This window comes from Tepidisphaeraceae bacterium (assembly GCA_035998445.1).
Classification (GTDB): Bacteria; Planctomycetota; Phycisphaerae; order Tepidisphaerales; family Tepidisphaeraceae; genus DASYHQ01.
In genome coordinates, this window is sequence record DASYHQ010000010.1 from 33,516 (window position 1) to 55,077 (window position 21,562).

14 protein-coding genes are annotated in these 21,562 nt (G+C 64.6%); 3 read left to right on the forward strand and 11 right to left on the reverse strand.

What is annotated here, in order from left to right:
* Window positions 1-8: 8 nt before the first annotated feature.
* On the forward strand, window positions 9-3,206 hold the full coding sequence (locus VGN72_02940) for an efflux RND transporter permease subunit (protein HEV7298293.1): 3,198 nt from the start codon (window positions 9-11) through the stop codon (window positions 3,204-3,206).
* Between the two features lie 19 nt (window positions 3,207-3,225).
* Window positions 3,226-3,702, forward strand: a complete 477-nt coding sequence (locus VGN72_02945; protein HEV7298294.1) for a hypothetical protein — start codon at window positions 3,226-3,228, stop codon at window positions 3,700-3,702.
* A gap of 108 nt (window positions 3,703-3,810) precedes the next feature.
* Here the strand turns inward: VGN72_02945 and VGN72_02950 are convergent, their stop codons facing one another.
* The 10 genes from VGN72_02950 to VGN72_02995 all read right to left on the reverse strand — a co-directional run bounded on the left by VGN72_02950 (window position 3,811) and on the right by VGN72_02995 (window position 17,350).
* Window positions 3,811-5,184, reverse strand: coding sequence for an alpha-L-fucosidase (locus tag VGN72_02950; GenBank protein ID HEV7298295.1), 1,374 nt, complete (start codon window positions 5,182-5,184; stop codon window positions 3,811-3,813).
* Window positions 5,185-5,354: 170 nt separating this feature from the next.
* Window positions 5,355-5,510 (reverse strand): hypothetical protein, encoded by a 156-nt coding sequence (locus VGN72_02955; protein ID HEV7298296.1) that lies wholly within the window; start codon window positions 5,508-5,510, stop codon window positions 5,355-5,357.
* 147 nt (window positions 5,511-5,657) lie between these two features.
* Window positions 5,658-8,759 carry a discoidin domain-containing protein gene (locus VGN72_02960; GenBank protein HEV7298297.1) on the reverse strand — a complete coding sequence of 1,034 codons (3,102 nt, stop codon included), beginning with the start codon at window positions 8,757-8,759 and terminating at the stop codon, window positions 5,658-5,660.
* Between the two features lie 458 nt (window positions 8,760-9,217).
* Window positions 9,218-11,065, reverse strand: a complete 1,848-nt coding sequence (locus VGN72_02965; protein HEV7298298.1) for a right-handed parallel beta-helix repeat-containing protein — start codon at window positions 11,063-11,065, stop codon at window positions 9,218-9,220.
* Between the two features lie 70 nt (window positions 11,066-11,135).
* Entirely contained in the window at window positions 11,136-11,936 is an 801-nt protein-coding gene (locus VGN72_02970; GenBank protein ID HEV7298299.1) for a prepilin-type N-terminal cleavage/methylation domain-containing protein, read from the reverse strand.
* Between the two features lie 141 nt (window positions 11,937-12,077).
* On the reverse strand, window positions 12,078-12,845 hold the full coding sequence (locus tag VGN72_02975) for a PEP-CTERM sorting domain-containing protein (GenBank protein HEV7298300.1): 768 nt from the start codon (window positions 12,843-12,845) through the stop codon (window positions 12,078-12,080).
* A 145-nt stretch (window positions 12,846-12,990) separates the two neighbouring features.
* Window positions 12,991-14,010 carry a LacI family DNA-binding transcriptional regulator gene (locus tag VGN72_02980; GenBank protein ID HEV7298301.1) on the reverse strand — a complete coding sequence of 340 codons (1,020 nt, stop codon included), beginning with the start codon at window positions 14,008-14,010 and terminating at the stop codon, window positions 12,991-12,993.
* Between the two features lie 150 nt (window positions 14,011-14,160).
* Window positions 14,161-15,480: an alpha-L-fucosidase gene (locus VGN72_02985; GenBank protein ID HEV7298302.1), complete on the reverse strand. Its 1,320-nt coding sequence runs from the start codon at window positions 15,478-15,480 to the stop codon at window positions 14,161-14,163.
* Window positions 15,481-15,549: 69 nt separating this feature from the next.
* Window positions 15,550-16,380, reverse strand: coding sequence for a type II secretion system protein (locus VGN72_02990; GenBank protein HEV7298303.1), 831 nt, complete (start codon window positions 16,378-16,380; stop codon window positions 15,550-15,552).
* Window positions 16,381-16,492: 112 nt separating this feature from the next.
* Complete coding sequence (locus VGN72_02995; GenBank protein ID HEV7298304.1) at window positions 16,493-17,350, reverse strand: PEP-CTERM sorting domain-containing protein; 858 nt, start codon at window positions 17,348-17,350, stop codon at window positions 16,493-16,495.
* Window positions 17,351-17,497: 147 nt separating this feature from the next.
* Here VGN72_02995 and VGN72_03000 point away from each other — a divergent pair, with 147 nt between their 5' ends.
* Window positions 17,498-18,664 carry a substrate-binding domain-containing protein gene (locus tag VGN72_03000; GenBank protein HEV7298305.1) on the forward strand — a complete coding sequence of 389 codons (1,167 nt, stop codon included), beginning with the start codon at window positions 17,498-17,500 and terminating at the stop codon, window positions 18,662-18,664.
* A gap of 301 nt (window positions 18,665-18,965) precedes the next feature.
* On the opposite strand, the gene VGN72_03005 is transcribed toward VGN72_03000, so the two are convergent.
* The gene (locus tag VGN72_03005) at window positions 18,966-21,557 is read right to left on the reverse strand and encodes a sugar-binding protein (GenBank protein HEV7298306.1); all 2,592 of its coding nucleotides are present in this window, start codon (window positions 21,555-21,557) and stop codon (window positions 18,966-18,968) included.
* Window positions 21,558-21,562 lie beyond the last annotated feature (5 nt).

Consider the following 21,562-nt stretch of genomic DNA (forward strand, 5'->3'; position numbering starts at 1 on the left):
ACCACAGCATGCTGCGTAAACTCATCGCATTCTCGCTCAACAACGCCGCGCTGGTGCTCGTGCTGGCGGCCCTGCTCATCGCGTTCGCCGCGTTCCAGGTGCCGCGGATGCCCGTCGACGTGTTCCCCGAGCTGAACGCGCCGACGGTCGTGGTGCTGACCGAGGCCAAGGGGCTGTCCGCCGACGAGGTGGAGCAGTACGTCACGTTCCCCATCGAGAGCGCCGTCAACGGCCTCGCCGGCGTGCGCCGAGTCCGCAGCGGCAGCGCGATGAGCCTGTCGCTCGTGTACGTCGAGTTCGACTGGGGCACCGACATCGATACCGCCCGCGTCCGCGTCGGCGAGCGGCTCGCAATCGCCGAGGACGAACTGCCCGAGGGCGTGCATACGGAAATCGCGCCGAGCACCGGCATCACCGGCGAGATCATGATGATCGCGGTGTCGTCGCCGGACGGCAGCGTCGGCCCGATGGAGCTGCGGTCCTTCAGCGAGTTCGAGCTCCGGCAGCAGTTGCTCTCGGTGGCGGGCATCGCACAGGTAGTCGCGATCGGCGGCGAGCTGCCCGAGTACCAGGTCCACGTTCGACAGGACTCGCTGCGGCTCTACGGGTTGACGATGCAGGACGTCGTCAACGCCGCGGGCGCGGCTCACAGCACGGCGAGCGCGGGGTACCTCGCGAACGTCGGCGGGATGGAACTGTCGATCACCCAGTCGGCTCGGGTGCGCTCGGCGCAGGACATCCGCGACACAATCGTGAAGTACCACGAGGGCTCGGCGGTCACGATCGGTCAGGTGGCCGACGTGGCGATGGGACCGACGCCCGCGCGCGGCACGGCGTCCGCCGCCGGCGAGCCCGCCGTCGTGCTCTCGATCAAGAAGTCTCCCGGGACGAACACGCTCGACATCACGCGGGCGATCGACGCGACCCTGGACCAGGTGGACAAGGGCCTGGCGGCGGGCATGAAGATCGACCGGCACGTGCTCCGCCAGTCCGACTTCATCCGCCTGTCGGTCAGCAACGTGGTCCACGTGCTCCGCGACGCGGCGATCTTCGTCGCCGTCGTCCTCATCCTGTTCCTGCTCAACGTCCGCACGACGATCATCACGCTCACGGCGATCCCGCTCTCGCTCGCGATGGCGGTGCTCGCCATGCGCGGGCTCGGGCTGAGCATCAACGTGATGACGCTCGGCGGCCTGGCGATCGCGATCGGCGAGCTCGTGGACGACGCGATCATCGACGTCGAGAACATCTACCGTCGGCTGTGCGAGAACCGCCTGCTGCCCGAGCCGCAGCGGAAGCCCGACCTGCGCGTGATCTTTGACGCCAGCAACGAGGTGCGATCCTCGGTCGTCTTCGCGACCGTGATCATCGTCATCGTGTTCGTGCCGCTGCTGTTCCTCCAAGGTGTCGAGGGCCGCTTCTTCCAGCCGATGGGCGTGGCCTACATCACGTCGATCCTCGCGTCGTTACTGGTGGCCCTCACGGTCGTGCCCGCCATGTGCCGCTACCTGCTGCGCGGCAAGCTCGGGGGCGAGCACAAGGACGGCTTCGTCGTGCGATGGCTCAAGTCGGTGTACGAGCCGGCGCTGCGCCTGGCACTGCGGTGGCGGCTCGCCGTGATCGCGCTCGCCGCGGTGGCAACGGGGGCGAGCCTGTGGCTCGCGAGCACGTTCGGCAGCAACTTCCTGCCCGACTTCAACGAGGGCACGCTGACCATCTTCATCGACGCGCCGCCCGAAACGTCGCTCACCGAGAGCGACCGCATGGTCCGCGGGCTGGACCGCCAGCTCGCGCAGGTCGAGGGCGTCCGCTCCGTCGTCCGTCGCACCGGGCGAGCCGAGCGCGACGAGCACGCCCACGGCGTGAACCGCAGCGAGATCCAGGTGTCGATCAATGAAGGCGTGGACAAGTCCACGGTACTCCACCGCATCGACGACGTGCTCGCCAACGTGCCGGGGCTGAAAACCGAGGTCGGCGCGCCGATCGGCCACCAGCTCTCGCACGTGCTCTCCGGCACGCAGGCCGCGATCGCGATCAACATCTACGGCAACGAGCTCGCCACGCTCCGCCAGATCGCCGAGGACGTGGAGGGCGCGATCACGCCGATCCCGGGCGTCCGCGACGTGCTGGCCAACCGCGAGGCGGCCATCGAGTCGCTGAGCGTCCGCTACCGCCATCAGGACCTCAAGCGCTGGGGCCTCACCCCTGCAAGCGCCGCGGAACAGGTCGAGGCAGCCTTCAGCGGTATCGAGGTGGACCGCGTGAACGAGGGCGTGCGGCAGCGCGCCATCGTCGTGCGCCTGCACCCGGACGAACGGGAATCGGTCCAGTCCGTCAAGCGCCTGCTGCTGCGCGGCGAGGGGGGCGCGCTGGTCCGCCTGAGCGAGGTCGCCGACGTCGGCCCCGAGCGCACTCCCTTGGGCATTCAGCGCGAGAACGCCCGCCGCAAGGCCGTCGTGTCGCTGAACGTTGCGGAGGGCTACAACCTGGGGCACATCGTCGAGGCGGTGCAGGCCAAGGTCGACCCGCTCGTCCACTCCTACGGCTACACCGTGACCTACGGCGGGCAGTTCGAAGCGCAGCAGTCTGCGGCCCGCACGATCTACGTAATGGGCGCGTTCGTCTGCCTCGTCATCCTTCTGCTGCTTTCGCTAGCGCTCGGCTCGAACCGCGCGGCGTTGCTGGTGATGGTAAACCTCCCGCTGGCGCTCATCGGCGGGGTCGTCGCGATCTTCCTGAGCGAGAGCCCGAGCCTCGTCGACAATTTGCTGGGCCTGTTCGGCGCCGGCACCTATCGGGCGCCCGTGATCTCCATCGCCAGCATGGTCGGCTTCGTCACGCTCTTCGGCATCGCCGTCCGCAACGGCATCCTGCTCGTGAACCACTACGCGCACCTCCTGCGCGAGGAGGGCGCGGCGTTCGACGAGGCGGTCGTCCGCGGCTCCCTGGAGCGGCTCGTCCCGATCCTGATGACCGCGCTCACCGCCGTGCTCGGCCTCGTGCCGCTGGCGATGGCCAAGGGCGAGCCGGGAAGCGAACTGCTGGCGCCACTGGCGATCGTCGTGCTCGGCGGGCTCGTCACGTCAACTTTGCTCAACCTCATCGTGGTGCCCGCGGGGTACCATTTAATGTTCCACAAGCGGCCCATCGCCCTGACGACGCAACGTGCGGAGCGGGTGGATGCGGACGCGATTCCCGTTGCGTGAGCAACCAAAGGAGACTCCGATGAACCGGACTGCTGCCCTCTGTCTAGCCGCCTCGCTTTCCCTCGCCGCAACCGCCTGCGACCGAGCGGAACCGACCACCCCCGTAGCGCCCGCGGCCGCACCCGTGGCCGCCGAACAAGACCACGGGCACGACCACGGCCACGACGCCCACTCCGGCGAACGGCACGACCTTGGGTCGGCAAAGGTCGGCACGTTCGACGCCGCCGTCACGCAGATCGGCGACGCCCATGCCGGCGAAGGCGCCACCTTCGAGATCCGCCCGACGGGCGGCGCCGGCGAGATCACCGCCGTCCGCGCGTGGGTCGGCGTGGAGAGCGGCCAAGGCTCGGTCAAACTGAAGGCACCCAAACGCGGCGACTTCTACGACGCCGACCTTGAGGTACCCTCGCAGCTGCCCGACGGGAGCAAGTTTTGGGTGGAGTTCGAGACCGCCGCCGGTAAATCCAACGGCAGCTTTGAGCTGGCGAAGGATTAGCCAGGCGTCCTAAAACTGGGCGAAGGTGCCTCCGCGCAGGCGGCCGGCCTTTCGAAGCATCAGACGAACACGGGCGGCACGGCTTGACGTGTCGATCTGGCGACTGCCTCAACTCAGGAACAATTCGATAACCGGAACCACGGCCTGTGGGTGGATCACCGGCAGCGTCAGCTTCAGCGACGCCATGGCGGTGGCTTCGCTCAGGGCCGAGTGCTCGCCGGCGGCCAGCACCTTTGGCTCCTCGAACCGCACCTCGCTCGCGTCCTGAAGGAACTGCGCGTACGCCACCCGCCCTGCCAGTCCCGGCAGGTGCAGCAGTTCGAACGGCCAGTCAAACAGGTGGACGTATAGTCGACGCGTCACGGCGTTGTACGTGTAGCGCGTGCCGCTCGGGGCAGGCGGCAGATCGCTGGGAGGTTGGCCACAACCGTAGATGCTGCGGTCGTGCTCGGCCATCCACGCAGCGTAATCGGCCAGCGCGTCAATGGCGCGGCGGTCAAACGTGCCGCGGGCGGTCGGGCCGACGTTCATGATCAGGTTGCCCCCCTTGCTCACGCCGTCGATCAGCAGCTTCACCAACTGCTGGGGGCTCTTCCACGTCTGCTCGTCGCGCGCGTACCCCCACGATCCGCTGAACGTATGGCACGCCTCCCAGGTCACCGGCTTGCCGTCCACCGTCACGCCCTGCTGCGGCACGTACTGCTCGGGCGTCCTGAAATCCCACCCATTCGGCACGTCGTCGAGGTCCAACCGATCGTTGATCAGGATGTTCGGCTGCAGCTGTCGGCACATGCGCACGAGCGCTTCGGCGTCCCAGCTGTGCCGGTCCTTGTACCCTTGGAACGGCCGACCGCCGGGACCGGTCCAACCGAAGCGGGCGGGGTAGCTGAAGTCGAAGAAGAGCGTGTCGATCTGGCCGTAATCGGTCAGCAGCTCGCGCACCTGTCCGTGCAGATATTGGGCGTACTTGGTTTGGTCACGACCGCGGGCCAGCTCGTCACGGTCGGGGTGCTCGCGCAGCGCGTGCTGGTCGTCGATGATGAAGTCGCCGTGGTCCCAGTCGATCAGCGAGTAATAGATGCCGATCCGTAGCCCATGCCGGCGGAACGCATCGACGAGCGGCCGCAGCAGGTCGCGCTTGGCCGGGCTATGGACGGCGGTGTAGTCGGTCAGCTTGCTGTCCCACAGGCAGAACCCCTCGTGATGTTTCGCCGTGATGACCACGTACTTCATGCCCGCCTCAGCCGCCATCATGGCCCAAGCGTCGGGGTCGTAGCGGTCCGGATCGAAACGCGGGAAATAGCGCTCGCGGTACACCCGCGGGTCAATCTTCTCGCGCTGCATCACCCACTCGTGCCGCGCGGCAAGAGCATAAAGCCCCCAGTGGATGAACAGCCCGAACCGGTCGTGCGTGAACCACGAGGTGGACGGACTGGCGGCGGTGGACGGAGATAGGGGGAAGGTGCCGTTCTGCTGGGTCATCTTGATCCTGGTGAAGGTCGATCAGAAACGTTACTATTTAGTGATAAATCAATGGCTTTGCGGCGCCTAGCGCGGTCGACGTCGACACACGATCCGCTCGTGATATTACCCGGGGCTGACGACGTATGCTGCGTACGGCCAACCGCGCGATCCGCAGATCGGCGCCACGATCAGCCACACGCTCGCGTCTCGAACCCCATCGTGCGCCACGCTTCGTGATGCCTGCGCCACCGGTGCTGCGCCAGCCGCCACAGCTCGCGCCCCACCGCCGACCACGGGGCCGCGTCGAAGGCGGCCAAGTCGATTCCAGCACTCAGTGCGGTCATGGGTTGTGTCGTATGAGGACGCTGCACCGCACGGTGCGGCCGGCGCACGCGTCGGCACCTGCGTCCGTCGTTGCGCTAAGCACGCCCGACCGCTGTGGCGGCCGGGCGTGCGATGTTGACAGGTACGGCTATCGACCCGTTGCTCGGTTAGAAGCCGTATGCCTCCAGCTCCGCGATGTTGCCCCAGCCACCGTTGGGCGGGAGGTAACGGATGTACCGCCACGTGCCCGAGACAGCTACCGACTGCGTCGTCAGCGAGCCCTCGGTCGGGGCGCTGGCAACGGTGAAGATGGTCGTTGCCGACGCGAAGTCCGCGGTGTTCGACACCTGGAACTGGCCGCCGACCATTCGGCCAGCGAACCCGGCGCGCGGCGCGAACTTGATCTGGTTGATCGTCTTGGCCGACCCCAGGTCCAGGCCAACCCAGGCGCCGTTACCGCCGGTGCTATCGGGGGCGTCGAAGTACGAGTTGACGTTGCCGTCGAACACCTTCGAGATCGTGTTGCCACCGCCACCGTAGCTGCCGGCCGTGCCGATGGCCGTGCCGGTCAGCTTCGCCGAGGTTTGGGTGCCACTGCCGGCGGCCATGAGTTGCAGTTCGCCCAGCTGGATCAAGCCCGGGTCGCCGTTGTTGGCCGAGATGTTCAGGCGGTACTGGTTGTACGCGCCGGGCGTGGCAACGGTGTAGGTGCGCGTGCTGCCGTTGGCGGTGTCGGCCTCGTTGGTACGCGTATCGAGCGTCACCCACGTCGAGCCGCTCAGGCCCTGCAGCGTCCAATTTTTCGGGGCCCGGCCGGTGTAGATGGCGGTGTCGTTGCCGCTGGTCAGCTTGTACTGGGTGACGGTGTAGGTTGCCGCGTCGGCGAACGTGTAGCTGAGGGTCGCAGTGTTCGTCAGCGCCAGCCACTTCGTCGCGGGGTTATTGTCGAACGCCTGCGCCGCCCCTTCGTTCGACCCGCTGTTCTGCGAACTGGCGCCCGCGGTGCCACCGGTGGCAACGTTGATGAGCGTGCCCGATCCGGTGTACATCGAGAAGTTTGCGAACGTGACGGTCGACAGGGCGGACGTGTTGTGGCTGGTTGCCGCAAGCCCAGCCAGTAAGCTGCCGGTGCCCAGGTTGACGATTGGGCCGAACCCGGTCCACGTCGTCCCGTCGGCCGACGAGAAGGCCTGCACGTTATCCCCGGTGCGCACGAGGCGCACGTACGCGTTATTGTTGCCCGCGCCTGCGTCCTGCGCCTGCGCGCCGGCGGCCGTGCGGTACTGCAATCGCGTGCCGTTGGACGGCGTGACGACGACTGCGGCGAACGCGGCGTTGGCGGCGGTGCTGGCGCGCATCATCACGCCCGCCTTGGCCCAGCCGTCGGTGTTCGTCTGCCCGGTCACCCGCGCCGAGAGCGCGCCATCGCCGGCCAGCAACTGGGACGCGAACTGGAATTGATCGCTCGTGCCCCAGATGTCCGCGCCACCGCCGTTGACCGTGTAGACCTGCGTGGAAGCGTTGAAGGTCGCCGAGCCGTTCGGCGCGGCGTTGCCCACGTTGGTGCTGGTCCAACCCGACGGTAGCGTGTCCGTCGGTGGAGGCGGCGTAACGCCGCCCCACTCGTAGCGCCCGATGTCCGGTGCCGTGCCGTTGTACGTAACGGCGTCGCCACCAACGTTCGTCGTGCCACGATCGACGACGCCCGCCGTCGCCGCCGAGGGCCGGTAATAGGGATCGGGAATGCCACCAGAGAGGTTGAAGCCCGGCGCCACATTGGTGACGTTGTTCGTCGCCTGCAGGCCGGGCAGCGACAGGTTGCTCGAGTTGCTGTACGGCGCCCCGCCAGACACGGACGAGTAAAGGTTGTAGCTGATCTGCGTGTTCGCGTGGTCGCCCGAGCTGAAGGCGACGCCCTGGTTCGAGCGGATGAACGCGTTATTCTTCACCTGCACGTTGCTGGTGTCCATCGTCGCGTCGTTGTTATTGCCGAACAGGACGCCGACGTCGAGGTTGTCGAAGGTGTTGTTGTATATGTAGAAGTCGCTGACCGTCTCCCCACCCGCCCAGAAGCAGATGCCGCGCGAGTTGAGAAATCCGGAGAACGACTGTTCCTTCAGGAACGAGTTGCGATAGATGTGAACGTTCCTGCTCGGGGTGTACCCCTCACCCGCCGACGAGAAGACGCCGATTGCGCCGGCCGAGCCGGCGTTGATGACGGTGTTGTCGTGGATCCGCACGTCGGTGTTGTTGTGCACCTCGATGCCGACCTCGCTGTTGGTCGAGTTGGGACCGAAGTTCACCACGTTGTCGTAGATCTCGACCGTGGTAGCGAAGCCCGGGTCTTTCTGGCCGTCGAGGCTGAGAGAGATCTCGGAGCCGACGTTGCCGTAGATCTTCACGTGGTTGGACGTGTGCCACACCTCGATCGCGATGCGGAACCCAGGTCCGCTGTAGTTGTTGTGGTGGATCAGCGTGCCCTTAAGCCAGCCGCCCGAGTCGACCGCCTTAATGCCGTAACCGCTATCGTCGCCGCGGTTCTCCACGATCGTGTTGTTGTAGATCTCGCCGCCCTGCAGGTGGTTGATCTGGATGTTGCCGCTCCAGTAGCCGCCTCCGTTCTTCGTGTTGTTCAGGAAACTGTTGTCGTGGATCTTGATGCCGGTCATGAAGTTGGGTGGCACCAGGAAGTCCACGCTGCTCTGGTCGCGCGTCTGCACCTGGATGGCGCGCTCGTACATGTTCACGAAGCGGCAGTTCTTAATCTCGACGTTGTTGCGCTGCACGGCCCAGATGCCAGTCTTCGCCGTGCGCTCGGCGCCGTCGATGGCGAAGTCGGAGAAGGTGTGATTGCCGTTGACGTTGCTGCTGGACAACGCCTTGATGATTCCGTCCACCGTATTATCGGCGCCCAAGGGCACGGTGATCGTTGATGCTCCGGTGCCCGTTGAACCGTTTCCTACCAAGTTCACGCCCAGGTTCATGTAGATGCTGCTCGACTCGACGTAGGTCCCGGCGTTCATTCGGATCGTGTCGCCGGGCGTAGCAACGCGGCCCGCAGCGTAAGCGACGGAGCGCCAGGGCGCGTTCAACCCGCCGCGCGACGGGTCGTCGATCCCGTTCGGGTCGACGTACCACGCCGCGAACAGCCGGCGGTTCTCCAGTTCCTCGATGACCGACATCGTCGAACGTTCCAGGACCTTCACGCGCGAAACGACGGAACGCTGCGGCTTGCGCGTGAGACGGTTTGACACGAGCTCTTTCAACATGCTTACTCCTTTGGTCCCCCCCGGGATACGCCAAGGCCAAAATGAGAAGCCACCGACGCCGCGGCCTGAGCGGCGTGGGGCCGAGATGGTTGGGTTGGGAAAGCGATCTGCTGATCTAACGCGAACGGGTCAATCTGCTTGCGTGTCGGTGCGAAGGTGGCAGAGCGATGGAAGCCTTCTATCGCTAAAAGAGTGCATGCATCGGTTCACGACAGCGTATCGCCTTCCCCCATGGCGACGTTTGGCCACGGGCGTGCCCACGATGATCTTCCACGTCACTTGCGGGCAAGCCCCGAGGTTAAACGCCGGGCGCGGCGCTACAAGCATGCGTAACAGTGGCGACGCCGCGCGATCGGTCGACGTGCAATATCGAGTTCTTCGAGAAGCCACAGCTGTGGCTGCGCCACGCCACGACACCGGCGTCGTCGGTACAGCGCTTCACCCCTTCGCCGCACCGGTCAGCGGCTCGCCGAACCGTTAGCCGTCGCGGTCGGGTCGGGGACGTTGGACAGATCGATCGGGTAAACGAACTTCGAGTTCTGGTCCTGTCGGCCGTGCGCGTTCTCGAGCTGTTGCCAGGTGGCCAGGTCGATGTCCGGTGGGCCGTTCGCCGCCGTCAGGGAGTACATCACCTTCTCACCGGGGAAGTAGTCCTTCTCGACGTTGTCCTTCGAGAACGTGTTGTGGTCGGACACGATCTCATTGGCAAACTCGGCAGCGCAAGTGCGGCCGTTGGGGAAGTCGGGGCCACCGAGGATGAACAGCGAGCCCTTTCCAACCGGGTTGCCGAACGACGCGATCGTGTTGCCCACCATGCGCCAACCGTCAAGGCCGAACTTGAAGTCGGCGCTGTCGCGGTGGACGTCCGAGTTGATCTTGATCTCGTGGCCGTACAGGCGCTGGCCGTTGAACTGCGTGTCCTGACAGTTGTAGTAAATGTGGTTGTTCGCCAGCGTCACGTTCGGCGCGCCGCTGGAGATGAAGCCACTGTTTCCGTTGTTGCGAACCACGCTGTTTTTAAGCGTGAAGGGCCCGCGGGTCATCTCGTTCAGCACGCCGTACCCACCGGCCTTGTTGCCGCGGTTCTCTTCAACCAGGCAGCGGTCCAGAGTGACGTTACTGCCGCCGTAGTCCTGCCAGAAGCCGTTGGCGATGTTGCGGTTAAACTGGCAGCGGACGAAGGTGTACGAGTCGATGTTGTGGCCGAACATCTTGTAGCCGGCGGCGTCGTTCATGTCGCCCCACGTGCCGATCGTGCGCCAGTTGTTGTCGTTGAACTGGCAATCCTCGTAGAGGAAGTTGCGCGGCCCGACGGCGACGCCGATCTGCTTGTCCGGTTCCACGCCGAGCTGGACCGAACCCGCCCCGCGCGACCCGTTGGCGTTGAACGTGCTGCGGCGGACGGTCACGTCGCGGCAGTTGATGATCTCCAAGCCGATGCCGTTGTTCTCGATTGCGTCGCAATCCTCGATCAGGATGTTGCGCGGCAGGTTCGCGTACTCCTTCACGTCGTAGTTGCCGATCTGGATCGCCCCGCCGAACTTGATGTAGTTGGCGACGTGCTGCACGCGCAGCCCGCGCAGCACGACGTTGCCGCGGTTGAAGATCTCCAGCAGGGGCCGGCTGTCCTGCGTGTAGCCCGGCTGCACGCCGCGCTCGGCCACCTCGACCCTGGCGGTGGCCAGGTCGACACCCAACGGTGGGCGCACGCGGATCGACCCGGGCGTGGCGGCGTTGTCGGTGACCGTGAACTGCCCGGCCTTCAACTGCTCGGCCGCGATCGGCCCACCCTGCTCGTCGCACACCTGTTCGAGCCGCTTCCCGTCGACGTAGACCATTTCGCGCCGGCGGTTGAAGGGCGTGGCGCCCCACCACCCGTTCTCGTTGCCCAGGCCCCACGCGAAGCGCCAGTCGTGCGTGAACGTTCCATCGGTGTCGGCCTTCCAGCCGGTGTAGAGCGCCGAGCCGCTCAGCACCGCTTTGCCCGGTTCCGTCGCCTCCAAGATCAGCAGGGCATCCCCCTTGCGCACCTGCACGTATTCGCGATAGTCGCCGGGGGCCAGCAGCACCTTCGTCGGCTTGTCCCCCGCCTTTGCGACGGCGGCGCCAAGCGTCTTGAAGGGCGCGGCGGCCGTGCCGGGGTTGGTGTCCTTCGCCGCCTTATGGTCCGCGTCCACGTGAATCGTCTGGGCGATCGTCGACTCGTCGATCGACGCCTGCGCCATCGCCTTGGTCGATGACAACGACACGCTCACGAACGATGCGATAAGGCAAAGACCGACGGACGAGCGGCGGAACAACTGCATGCAAGGCTCCTTTGATGATTTGATCGAAGATGAACGTAGGTGAACGTGACGGTGCGCGACACGACCGATGCTAGTCGTTGGGCGTGATCGTCCAGTACTTATCGGGGTCGATCCACCCACCGGTCGTGGTGGCGGCGGCGTTATTCACGGTCTCACGGGGGGTCAGCAGCGAGACGTGACCGTCGACAAATAGGTAATTCCACCGCAATGAGTGAACCGGCTTGCCAACGGCCGGTGGGTAACCGCCGACGGCCGGCCCGCTCCAGCCGGCGTTGTTGATCGATTCGTAAGCCCCTCCGCCCTGGGGGTTCCACGTGTTGTGCGCTTCGACTAGCAGCAGGACCTCAGTCGAGTTCTTCACGCTTGAGAACTTGCAGACCGGGTTGCGGACGTCCGTCCCGTCGGCCGGCGCGAACTGCCACAGCCGGCCTGTTCCCCAACCGTTGCCGGTGGCGTTGCGGGCGTAGGTCATGGCGTAGGACCGGCGGAACATGCCGAAGGAGGGGTCGATGTTCAGGAAGTCGCTCGGGCAGCGGACGACGCCGAACCCAGGCCGCTGCCAGAACGCCACTGACGCGTTGTTGCTCACGCCGAGGTAGCGTGACAGCGAATCGTCCCAGCTGCGATAGATGTCCGCGGTCCCTACTTTGTATTGGTAGATGGACGGCGCGATCACGTCGCGGTTGTCCCCGGCGTACCCGCGGAACGCGAGCCCGATCTGTCGCATGTTCGACGCACAGGCAATGGCCTGCGCGGCTCCCCGTGCCTTGTTGAGGGCCGGCAGCAAGATGCTGATTAACAGGGCGATGATCCCGATAACCACCAAGAGTTCAACTAGCGTGAACGCGGCTGGCCTTCGTTTGCGGTTCATGTCAGCTTCCTATGCGGTGATCGCACGTACGTTGGTTCCGTCCGTCTCGCGCCACGCAGCAAACCGGCGTCCGTGGACGGTAAAAGGGGACGTCCAGCGTTAGCCGAACGCCCCAATGTTCAGGACCCGTTCAAGACGAACTTAAACCGAAGCGCGACGGCGACGCAGGACCATCAGGCCACCGGCGGCGACGAGGCCGAAGGTGGTGGGTTCGGGAACAGCCGTCACGCTGAACGCGAGGTCGTCGAACGCCGCCTGCGAGAAGCCGGTGTTGTCGCCGTTATTGTTGAACAAGATCACGGCCCGCAAACTCTGCCCATCGGCGAGGGCCGCGTACGCCGTCGAAACCGGTACGAAGGTCCCCTGCGTGATCGTGCTGCGCGCGATCGATACCGGGTTGATGGCCGTGACCGGTTCGGTCGAACCGTTAGAGGTGTTGATGTTCTCGAAGCTTGCGCCCGGATCGAAGTCGACCAGGAAGCCAAGCTTGTACGTCCCGCCACTGGCGTTACCGACACCGTCCAGCCGTCGACCGAATTCCACGCTCAGGCTGTAGAGGTTGCCGGCGGTGGTCGTGGCGAACGGATCCGAGATCACGACGCCGATCTGGCCGCCGCCGGAGTTGATATAGCCATATTGGTCTCTATCCGTCAGGAACTGGCCGCTCGTTGCCTGCCCGGTGCCGATCGCGTCGGAACCCGTATGTCCTCCAGTAAAGCTGGGCAGCGCAGGCACGTCTTGGTTCTGGTCGTTCTTGCCGACCAAGTCCAGATCGGCTTTCCAGCCGTCGCCCGGGGCGTAGTAGCTATAGTCGTTGACGTTTGGCGACTCAAAGTCCGAAATCGTCGCGGCTTGCGACACGTTCATGGCGAGCGCCACGGTCGTAACCGTCGCTACGATCGACGTCATGCCAACGTTGGCAAACCCACGCATTGTTCCACTCTTCAGACTCATTTCCATTCTCCCGTTCAATTAGAACTGATGTGACATTGCGTCCGCGCCACCGTGGGCAAGGACGCTTGAAATGCTTAACTTAAGTGATCGCTCGCCAGCTTTATCCATTCGGCACGCCGGCCGAGCCGCCTTCCAGAAAGTTGAACGGCACGGCTTGGCATGCCTGCACCGCATCAGGGGTGGCGACCTTGTCGACGATCAAGCGGGCGGCCAATTCACCGAGCGCCTCGCGCGGCCAGTCCATGGCGGTCAGTTGCAGGCCGCCCAGATCCAGGTCCCGGCCATCGTCGACGATGCCGACGATGGACAGATCCCGCGGCACCTCGAGCCCGAGACGCAGCGCTGCCACGTATGCCGCCCGCGCGTCGATCGCCGACCCAGCCACGTAAGCGGTCGCCCGCCCATCCGACCGCGCCAGCAGGGGGCGAAGGTCCATTCCAGTTACCGTCTGCCCGGCCGGCACCTGTTCCCGAATGACGGGCGACAATCCTGCCGCCTCCATCACCGCGGTGTACCCGGCCCGGCGGTCGCCGCGCGAGTAGTGGGCATTGGGAACGTGGCAAAGATACTCGATTTTCCGATGGCCCAACCGAAGCAAATGTTCGGTGACGGCCGCCGCGGCCCCGTGATCGTCGGGGAACACGCAGTCATTGCCCACTTTGGCGTTCAACCAGACGTACGGCACGCTGCACTCCTGCAGCAGCGACATCACCCGGTCGGGGATGTTCTGCGTGTAGGCGATCAACATGCCATCGGTCGACCACTCGCGGAGAAGCCGGGGGACGTACGTATCGTCGGACAAATCCTCGTCGGGCACCTCGCCGACGATCAACTGGAGGCCCTGCCGGCTCAGGTGCCGCTCTAAACCAACCAGAGTGCCGAAGGGCACGACCGAACGCTGAGCATCGGTGCTAAGCAGCAACCCGATCGCTGACCGACGGCCTGATCGCATGCCCCGAGCCATGGTGTTCGGGCGGTAACCGAGTTGCTTGGCGGCCGCCAGAACCTTGTCCCGCGTCTCAGGGCGGAACATCTCCCCCTCGTTCAGATTCAGGATGCGGCTGACCGAACGAATGCTCAGCTGTGTCTGACTGGCAATGTCTTTTAGCGTTACGCCCATCAATTCCCTCTAACACATTGCCCAGCCCATGCCAACGTTGCCCTCCGTAGTGCCAACGTTAACCTGAACATACCTCATAAATCGAAAGAGGCAAATCCCTCGATTGTTTTTAGTGGCCCCGCTCACTCTAAGGTTCTGATCGTCTTGGCCTCAGGCCCGTCGCATGCGCACGCGCAGCACACGGGCTCCGAACTTCGTGACGTCGTCCCAGCCGGTCTTCTCTTCGATTCGCACCATGCCGCAGTTCGTGAAGGGTACCGGTTGCCCAGTGTGCAGGTCGATGATCGACTCCGCTTCGTAACCGTTCGTTTGTAGGTGCAGCCGTTCGGTATGCGGCACTTCGGTCACCAGGACGTAATGCACGGCCGGATCGGCATGGCTGACCGTGACCGAGTAGAACCCGCCAAAGGTGCTCCAACCCGGTTGGAGCATGCTGCACTCGCCACCGGTCGTGTCGTAGATCGCCGGGGCGGCCCAGGCCATGAAATCCTGCAGGTTGTCGAGCATCGGTTGAAACAGCTCGGGTGCGGTACCATCCACGCACGGTCCAAGGCCGAGCGTGTAGTTCCATTGGCCGCGCTGGCCGAGCGTGCAGATCATCTCCTTCACAAGGTACGTCGGATCCGTGACGTACGGCGAGGCGAGCAGTTGCCGCTGGCTAATGTGCGGCGCGCCGTGCCACCAGGCATTGGGCGTGGGGATGTCTTCCATATAGTCGCGCTTGGCCGGGAAGATGAACCACTGTGGGTGCGCCTTGCGGTAGGCATCCGGACGGTTGTAGCGCGGCTCGCACAAATCGGGAACCAGTTCCAGGCTGGCGGCATCGACGTCGTCGCCCATCAGGCCGGTGTCGTTGTTGCTGATGACGATCGCGTCGGGCCACAAGCCACGGATGTGCGGGCCGATGCCCCACGCCTTGTTGTTCCCGTCGAGCCAGAATCCGGCGATGCCGTCGCCGTAGCGCTCGTGCAGTTCGGTGATCAGTGCTCTCAACTTCGGTTCGTACGCGGCGTCGTTGCAATACTCGGCCGGCACGCCGTGCTTCCAATCCCCCGATGGATCACTCGGTGGCCCGCCGGCGGGCAGGTAGCACAGCACGCGCACGCCCGCCCGTTGCCCGGCGCCGACGAGTGCGCCGACGTAGTCGATCTGCGTGTGCAGCGCAAAGGCCGGCACGCGCGTCGGGTACATCGCGCAGTACATCTCGCACGTGTGCAGGACCGTGAACGTCACGTACCGCGCGCCGATGCGGACGGCCGTGTCGATCAGGTTGGCCGCCACCATGTCGGGGTCGGGCGCGGCCGCCTCAAGGTCGGCGGGCGTGGCGTAGCGCAGCGGTCGCTGCGAACCGCCCGACTCGCTGCTGCCACCACCGGTGAACAGCCCCCAGTGATAAAACAGTCCGAGGCGGGCGGGCGAGAACCACTGCATCATGCGGCGTTGTCGCCGCTGGTGAATATCTGTAGTCAAGTCGAATCCTTAACGGTGCGGGCGCTAGGTCGTTTATGCCGTGGTGGTTAAAGAAAAAGCACGTGGGTTTCAGAATCGATCCATATCGAGCCACGCGCCCTGAGCCGGTTGGGCGGGATCGGTCTGCAGGAAGAACTTGTTGTAGAACGAGGCGGGCGACGCGAAGCCGGACGGCACGTTCTTCAGGTTGCCTTCGATCACGGAATAAGGCACCCACTTGGCCGAGCCGTTGGAGTAGGCGACGTTCAGTCCCTTCCGGTGGCACGTCACGACGTCCTGCGGGCTCATAAAGACGTCGGCGACCAAGGCGACGTTTCGCTGTTTGGTCATCTTCGCGTAATTGTAATGCCCGGTTGCCGGGTCGCGCGGCACGCCCCGCGCGATGACGGTGGCGTCGTTGCCGTCGTAATCGCGGATCGGCCGCGTCGTATATGCCGAGAAGGTGTACTGGCCCGCCACCAAGGCGTTGATGTCCTTTGGCCAAGGATTCAGTTCGGTGTCGTACTGGGTGTACGGCCAGATATTGCTCGGACAGTAAAAGATGCGCCCGTCGCGGACCAGCCCCGCCTTGACGAGCATACCGTTGGCGATGAATCGCGGGCCGGTGGAGGGCGCGTCGACGATCGACTGCCCATAACTGGTGTAGGTGGAGTAACCGACGGTGATCTGGTCGCGGTTCTCGTTGGCGTAGAGCTGCTGAAACGTGGCGATCTGGCGAAGGTTGGCCAAGCACGCCGTCCGCTGGGCCGCCTCGCGCGCCTTGTTCAGCGACGGCAGCAAAATGCTAATCAGCACGGCGATGATGCCGATGACGACGAGCAGTTCAACCAAGGTGAACCCCCTGCCTCGCCCCGTTTCGGAGCCTGCCGCCTGCAGGCCGATCATATCGAGATCGGACATGGTACTCGCCCTTTTCCGTGTCGACCGAGCCGGCTCGAACCACCGCGAACCGACATGCCGCAAGGCCGGCTCTTGGCCAGCCTTGCGGCGAAATGAAGATGCAGTGAACGCATCACATCGACCGACGACGCCGCCCCATCAGGCCCAGCCCGGTCAGTCCGACCAGCGCCAGTGAGGTCGGCTCGGGGACGGTCGCGACGTCGGCAAAGGTGTCGCCGAGACGGATCTCGTCGGCAGCCAGGCCGTTGTCGGTGCCGCCGCCGGTGAACTTGCCGAACGCAAAGCGGTCAAACCCACCGAAGTTCACACCGCTGACCACGGCATTAGCTGGGCCGGATTCGTCGGCCTGGTTGATGAACAGCGAGATCGTGTCACCGTTGTTCGTGGCCGAGAGTTCGAACTTGACCACGAACAGGTTCACGTCTTGGTTGAACGCGACGTTGCTGCCCTGCGACACGGCGTTGTTGACGCGCACGCCAAAGTTGGTGCTGCTGCCGGTGTCACTTTCGCTGAAGCCAACCTGGAGCTTACGGTTGCTGCCGTCATCCGTGCCGCCGTTGTACAGCTCGATGGCGCGGTAGTTGGTGGTCATGCCGGTGAACTGGACGAGGAAGCTCAGGTAGCGGGTGCCAACGAACGAATCGGAGGTCGTGGTGGTGAAATCCCGGAATGCCCGACCGCCGCCGTCGGTTTTCGTCAATGCGCCACCTTGAGTCGTGCCACTGACGGTCGCGCCCGCCCGGGACAGGCCAGTCTCCGTGATGTCGGTCGTTCCAAACACGGTCGACCATGCGCCGCTGAAACCGAGAACGGTCGGGGCCTGCCCACCGACGTTGCCGGTGGCGTATTGACCGTCACCGACGATGAACGAATCAGAGGCCAGCAGGGCGGCATGGCTGGTGCTATTCACCGCCAAACACCCGAGACCCAACAGCACGGCCAGACAACGATATGCATTCGTAAATTTCACGAAACCCTCCTGAAACATCGCGATAGGTGAGTCCATAGAGATGGAAGCCGGATCAGCACAATGCTGAACGCGATGAAATATACGGCCCAAATTTTTCTGTTTTACGTCTATTTTTTTACCGTCTGACGCCAGTTAAGTTGTCGGAGAATGGCCTTAGCACGTGTCGCCTTACTGATTGAACGTTACCCGGGTTACCAGGAGCAGGTGCTGCGAGGGGTCCGTCATTATGCGACGCCGTCAGTCGACTGGCTGTGCCAAGCGGTTCGGCCGGCACAACATCTTCTGGCGCACGTGCAGGAGTGGGGGCCGGAGGGGATTATCCTGGGCACGTCCGACGAGGCGATTCGCCAGCGGGTCTTAGACCTTGGCCGCCCGGTCGTCGAGGTGTTCCAGTGGTTGAACCCATCGGAACGTTGCCCACGGATCGGCTTGAAGGACACGCAGGTTGGTCGATTGGCCGCAGAGCACTTTCTGGACCGCGGGTACCGGTCGTTCGGGTTCATCCGAGGCCGCACGCACGCCCATTTTGTGCGCCTCCGCGAGCAGGGGTTTGCCGACACCTTGTCCGAGGCGGGTCGGACCTACGCGGTATACCAACAACCCGAGGGAGACGAAGAGTTTAACCCGGGCGTGCTCTGGTCCGATGGTGGCCCACATCTGCGGGATTGGGTGTTGGAACTGCCCAAGCCGGTCGCAGTCTTCGCCCTCAGCGACAACTGGGCGCTGCGCCTGCTGGAGACATGCCGCATGGCCGACGTGCAGGTACCCGAACAGGTAGCGGTGGTCGGCGTGGACGACGACGACATCCTCTGCCTGTTGGCGCAGCCCCGGTTGTCGAGCGTGGCGACCGCGGCCGAGCGTATCGGGTACGAGGCCGCGGCGCTCCTGGACCGCATGATGCATGGGGCGCCCCTGCCGGACCGCGACCTGTTGTTGCCACCGGTCGGCGTGGTGACGCGGCAGTCGAGCGACGCGGTCGCCGTTGGCGACCCGGACGTCGCCGCCGTCCTTCGGTTGATCCACGCGGCCCAACCGGTGCGCGTGGACGTCGCTGCCGTGCTGGCCGCGGTGCCGGTTCCCCGGCGAACGTTGGAGCGCCGGTTCCGTGCCGCCGTCGGCCGCGGCATTGCCGAGGAGATGCGACGCGTCCGCCTCGATCGCGCCAAACGCCTGCTCGCGACGAGCGACGATGACATGCCAGCTATCGCCGCGGCCGCCGGCTTTGGCGACGCTGCGAAATTGTCCGCCGCCTTCCGCACGAGTTTTGACGTAACTCCCTCGTCCTACCGCCACCAGTTCCGCAACGGGCGATGACGCCTATGGGCTGGTCAGCCACCGTCTGGTGTTAACCGGTAATGTCGGCGAACGTGGGCCTTCGAAATGCCCGACGGTTGATTGCAAGGTCATCGACGCTAATGATCCGCTCCACGCCCAACGTGCGAGCCTCGGCCACGTGCCAGTCGCTGGCCGCGGCCCACATCAGCAGGACCGGGATTCTCCGGGTGGTGGCATTGGCCCGCATCGCACGAAGGAACTCAAGGCCGCTAGCGAGACTTGCTGCAAATCTTCCTAGCGAACCTTAAGCGCCTGCCTGCGTGGCGCGGTTCGGACCGGCTCAACGAAACCGGACGATGGGAAACAGCTGGGCGTCCTTGAACAGGCCGATGCCCGGTGCGACCTGTATAAAACCGTCGCGGCCGGCGCCGTCGTTGTCGCTGTCGTTGACGATCAGGTTGAACCGGAAGCCGTCCTGAATCGCCGTGTCGGTCAATCCGACGCCTGCGAGCGGAAGCGAAAGCTCATACAAGACTCCGCCTTCACGGGACGTAGCGGTCACGGTGGCGTTCTTGTTCAGATCCCCCGTCGGCGCGCCACTCGGACGGTTGAGCACAACAACCTGCCCTTGGCCAGCACCATCAGGACGAGCCGCGACGCCGATCTCGTAGAAGCCGGCCGCCCCGGGCGGTTGGATGCCGATCTGCAAGCTATCGGCCTTCCAGATGTCGTTGCCGGTGAACGGTTGGTGCGCGCGATCGTCGCTGACGTCGACGCGCACACGCAGCGCGCCATCTTCGATCGCGAGCCACGCACGAGCACTGAGGTCGGCTGGGCCCTTCCAGTCGCGGTGGGCGGTGCCGGGGTCATTTTTGAAGAAGCTGACGATCTGCTCCGGGTCCTGCAGCAGAAAATCTGGCCTGCGACCGTCGGGCGATGCGAGTGGAACCGTGACGGTGCGTTTGATCGGTATGCGCAGCGCATGCTGTGCACCGGCGACAGACACGTTCAGCATCACCGCCGACGCCGGTTTGCCATCAACATCGTCCGGCAGCGGCACCTCCACGGCACCGTCCTTCAGCTCACCCGAAGTGCCGACGGTAGCCATCACGGGCAACTGATTTAGACTTACGGCAGTCACCTGCAGCACGTCCGATCGGTCGTCCGGCACGTTCGCCAGCGGCGACAGCACGAGCTCGACGGGCAGGGCCTTCTTGCCCGCACCCCTCACGACGATGTACGCCGGTTCCTCGGCAATTGCGAACATTGCAGTCCCCGAGCTATCGGCGGTGCCTAACGGTGTTCCGTTTCCCATGGTATCGACGCGCGTGGCCGTCGCGCCGGTCGGCAGGCGCACGGCCGCCAACGCGTCGGCGACATCATCGTCCTCGCGCCAGGCGACGATCACCTGATCGGTACCGTCGCCGAACTGCAGCGCATATCGCCCGGCGCCCAGCGGCGCGTCGGCCAGGTACGCCTTGTTGCGCAGCTGTCGAACGACCTCGTTAAATGCCGGATAGATCGGGCGCGGCTGGAAGTCGTTGTTCAACATTCCGAAGCCTTCGTGGTCGTTCGACCGATAGATGTGGAACCACGAGTAGTACTTCCCACCGCGCGCCTTGGCGTAGGTGATCTTCTTCACCAGTGTGCGAGCCTGGAACTCAAGCCCGCGCTGGGCATCGATGGCGGTCTCGTTGAAGGCCAGTGGCTTTGGCGACCGCAACGCCTTCATCATGTCCGCAAGTTCCCCGTCAATGGCCTGTTGGAATCCGCGGAAGGTGCCGTGCTCATGATGGGCGATGGCGTCGAACGCATCCTGCGCCTCGGCGATCACGCGCCGCTGCAAGCCTTGGTTCAGATTGTGGCCACCGTGGCCACCCACCGTGGCAAAGCCGGCCGTCCAGACCTTGGCCTGTGGGTCGGCCGACTTGATCTCCGCGTGGGCAGTCCGCAGCAGTTCGATGTAGTCGTCGGTCGTGCCCTTGAAGAACCCGGACAGGTCCGGCTCGTTCCAGATCTCCCAGTAGTGAACTCGCCCCTTGTAACGTTCGGCCGCGGTGCGGACGAAGTTGCGCCACGGTTCGAGTTGAGGGGCGAGCGTGTTGGCCCACCACCCGTCTTTCGGCTTGTACTTTTCCACGTAGCCGGGGCGGGCAGCCCAGATATTGCCGTAGCCCAGGAGGTGCTGATAGGCGTAGCCGAACTGTTCCGCACGCGCAACCTGTTCGTCCAGCTTGCGCCAGTCAAACGTCCCTTGGACCTTCTCAACCTCGTTCCAGTTCAACCCGCCACGCGTCCAGTCACCACCGATCAGAACGCCAGCGGCGGCGGTGTCATCGGAGGCGCCCATGCCGCCGATGCCAAACTGGAAGTCGTCGGGCGTCCGTGGCCGTGGGCCGACGGCGTCGATGTAGGCGACGGTGCCCTCGACCTTTTTGACGTTCGCTGAATCGCTTCCGTCAGCCATGGTTAATTCGTACGACCACCACCCCATCTGCGGCAGCGCGAGGTTGAATGGGACCGACGCCTTCTCCCCCGGCTCAAGCGTTACCTGCTCGCCGTGCGACCACTGCGCGGTCTGCCGGTCGTACGACCGCAGCGCGGCACTAAGTGACAGCGGGACGGGGAATCCGCCGTCGTTCGCGAGATGAACCTTCAGCTCGCGCTCTTCCCCTTTGGTGATGATGGCCGCCTTGCGCGGACCGGTTACGTTGACCGTAACGCTGTTCATCCGTTCACCGAACGGCACGTCACTGGCGGTCACTTCGTTGCGGCGGACGGTGCCCATGAGCACCGTTCCCGGGCCCTCAAACCCTGTGGGGGCCGTCAGCGTGAGCGATACGAGTTTTACCGGCGAATCGATCGTGCCGCGCCCCGCTTCGCTGCCGCCCCAGTTGCCTTGGTGCGTCGTCGGTTCGAGCGCGATGCGCACGTCCT

Bases quoted from the DNA above. Each gene is read 5' to 3' on its own strand.
- VGN72_02950 (HEV7298295.1), bottom strand. From the start codon at position 5,184: ATGACCCAGCAGAACGGCACCTTCCCCCTATCTCCGTCCACCGCCGCC.
- VGN72_02990 (HEV7298303.1), bottom strand. From the start codon at position 16,380: ATGTCCGATCTCGATATGATCGGCCTGCAGGCGGCAGGCTCCGAAACG.
- VGN72_02975 (HEV7298300.1), bottom strand. From the start codon at position 12,845: ATGACGTCGATCGTAGCGACGGTTACGACCGTGGCGCTCGCCATGAAC.
- VGN72_02960 (HEV7298297.1), bottom strand. From the start codon at position 8,759: ATGTTGAAAGAGCTCGTGTCAAACCGTCTCACGCGCAAGCCGCAGCGT.
- VGN72_03000 (HEV7298305.1), top strand. From the start codon at position 17,498: ATGGCCTTAGCACGTGTCGCCTTACTGATTGAACGTTACCCGGGTTAC.
- VGN72_02945 (HEV7298294.1), top strand. From the start codon at position 3,226: ATGAACCGGACTGCTGCCCTCTGTCTAGCCGCCTCGCTTTCCCTCGCC.
- VGN72_02980 (HEV7298301.1), bottom strand. From the start codon at position 14,010: ATGGGCGTAACGCTAAAAGACATTGCCAGTCAGACACAGCTGAGCATT.
- VGN72_02940 (HEV7298293.1), top strand. From the start codon at position 9: ATGCTGCGTAAACTCATCGCATTCTCGCTCAACAACGCCGCGCTGGTG.
- VGN72_02970 (HEV7298299.1), bottom strand. From the start codon at position 11,936: ATGAACCGCAAACGAAGGCCAGCCGCGTTCACGCTAGTTGAACTCTTG.
- VGN72_02955 (HEV7298296.1), bottom strand. From the start codon at position 5,510: ATGACCGCACTGAGTGCTGGAATCGACTTGGCCGCCTTCGACGCGGCC.
- VGN72_02965 (HEV7298298.1), bottom strand. From the start codon at position 11,065: ATGCAGTTGTTCCGCCGCTCGTCCGTCGGTCTTTGCCTTATCGCATCG.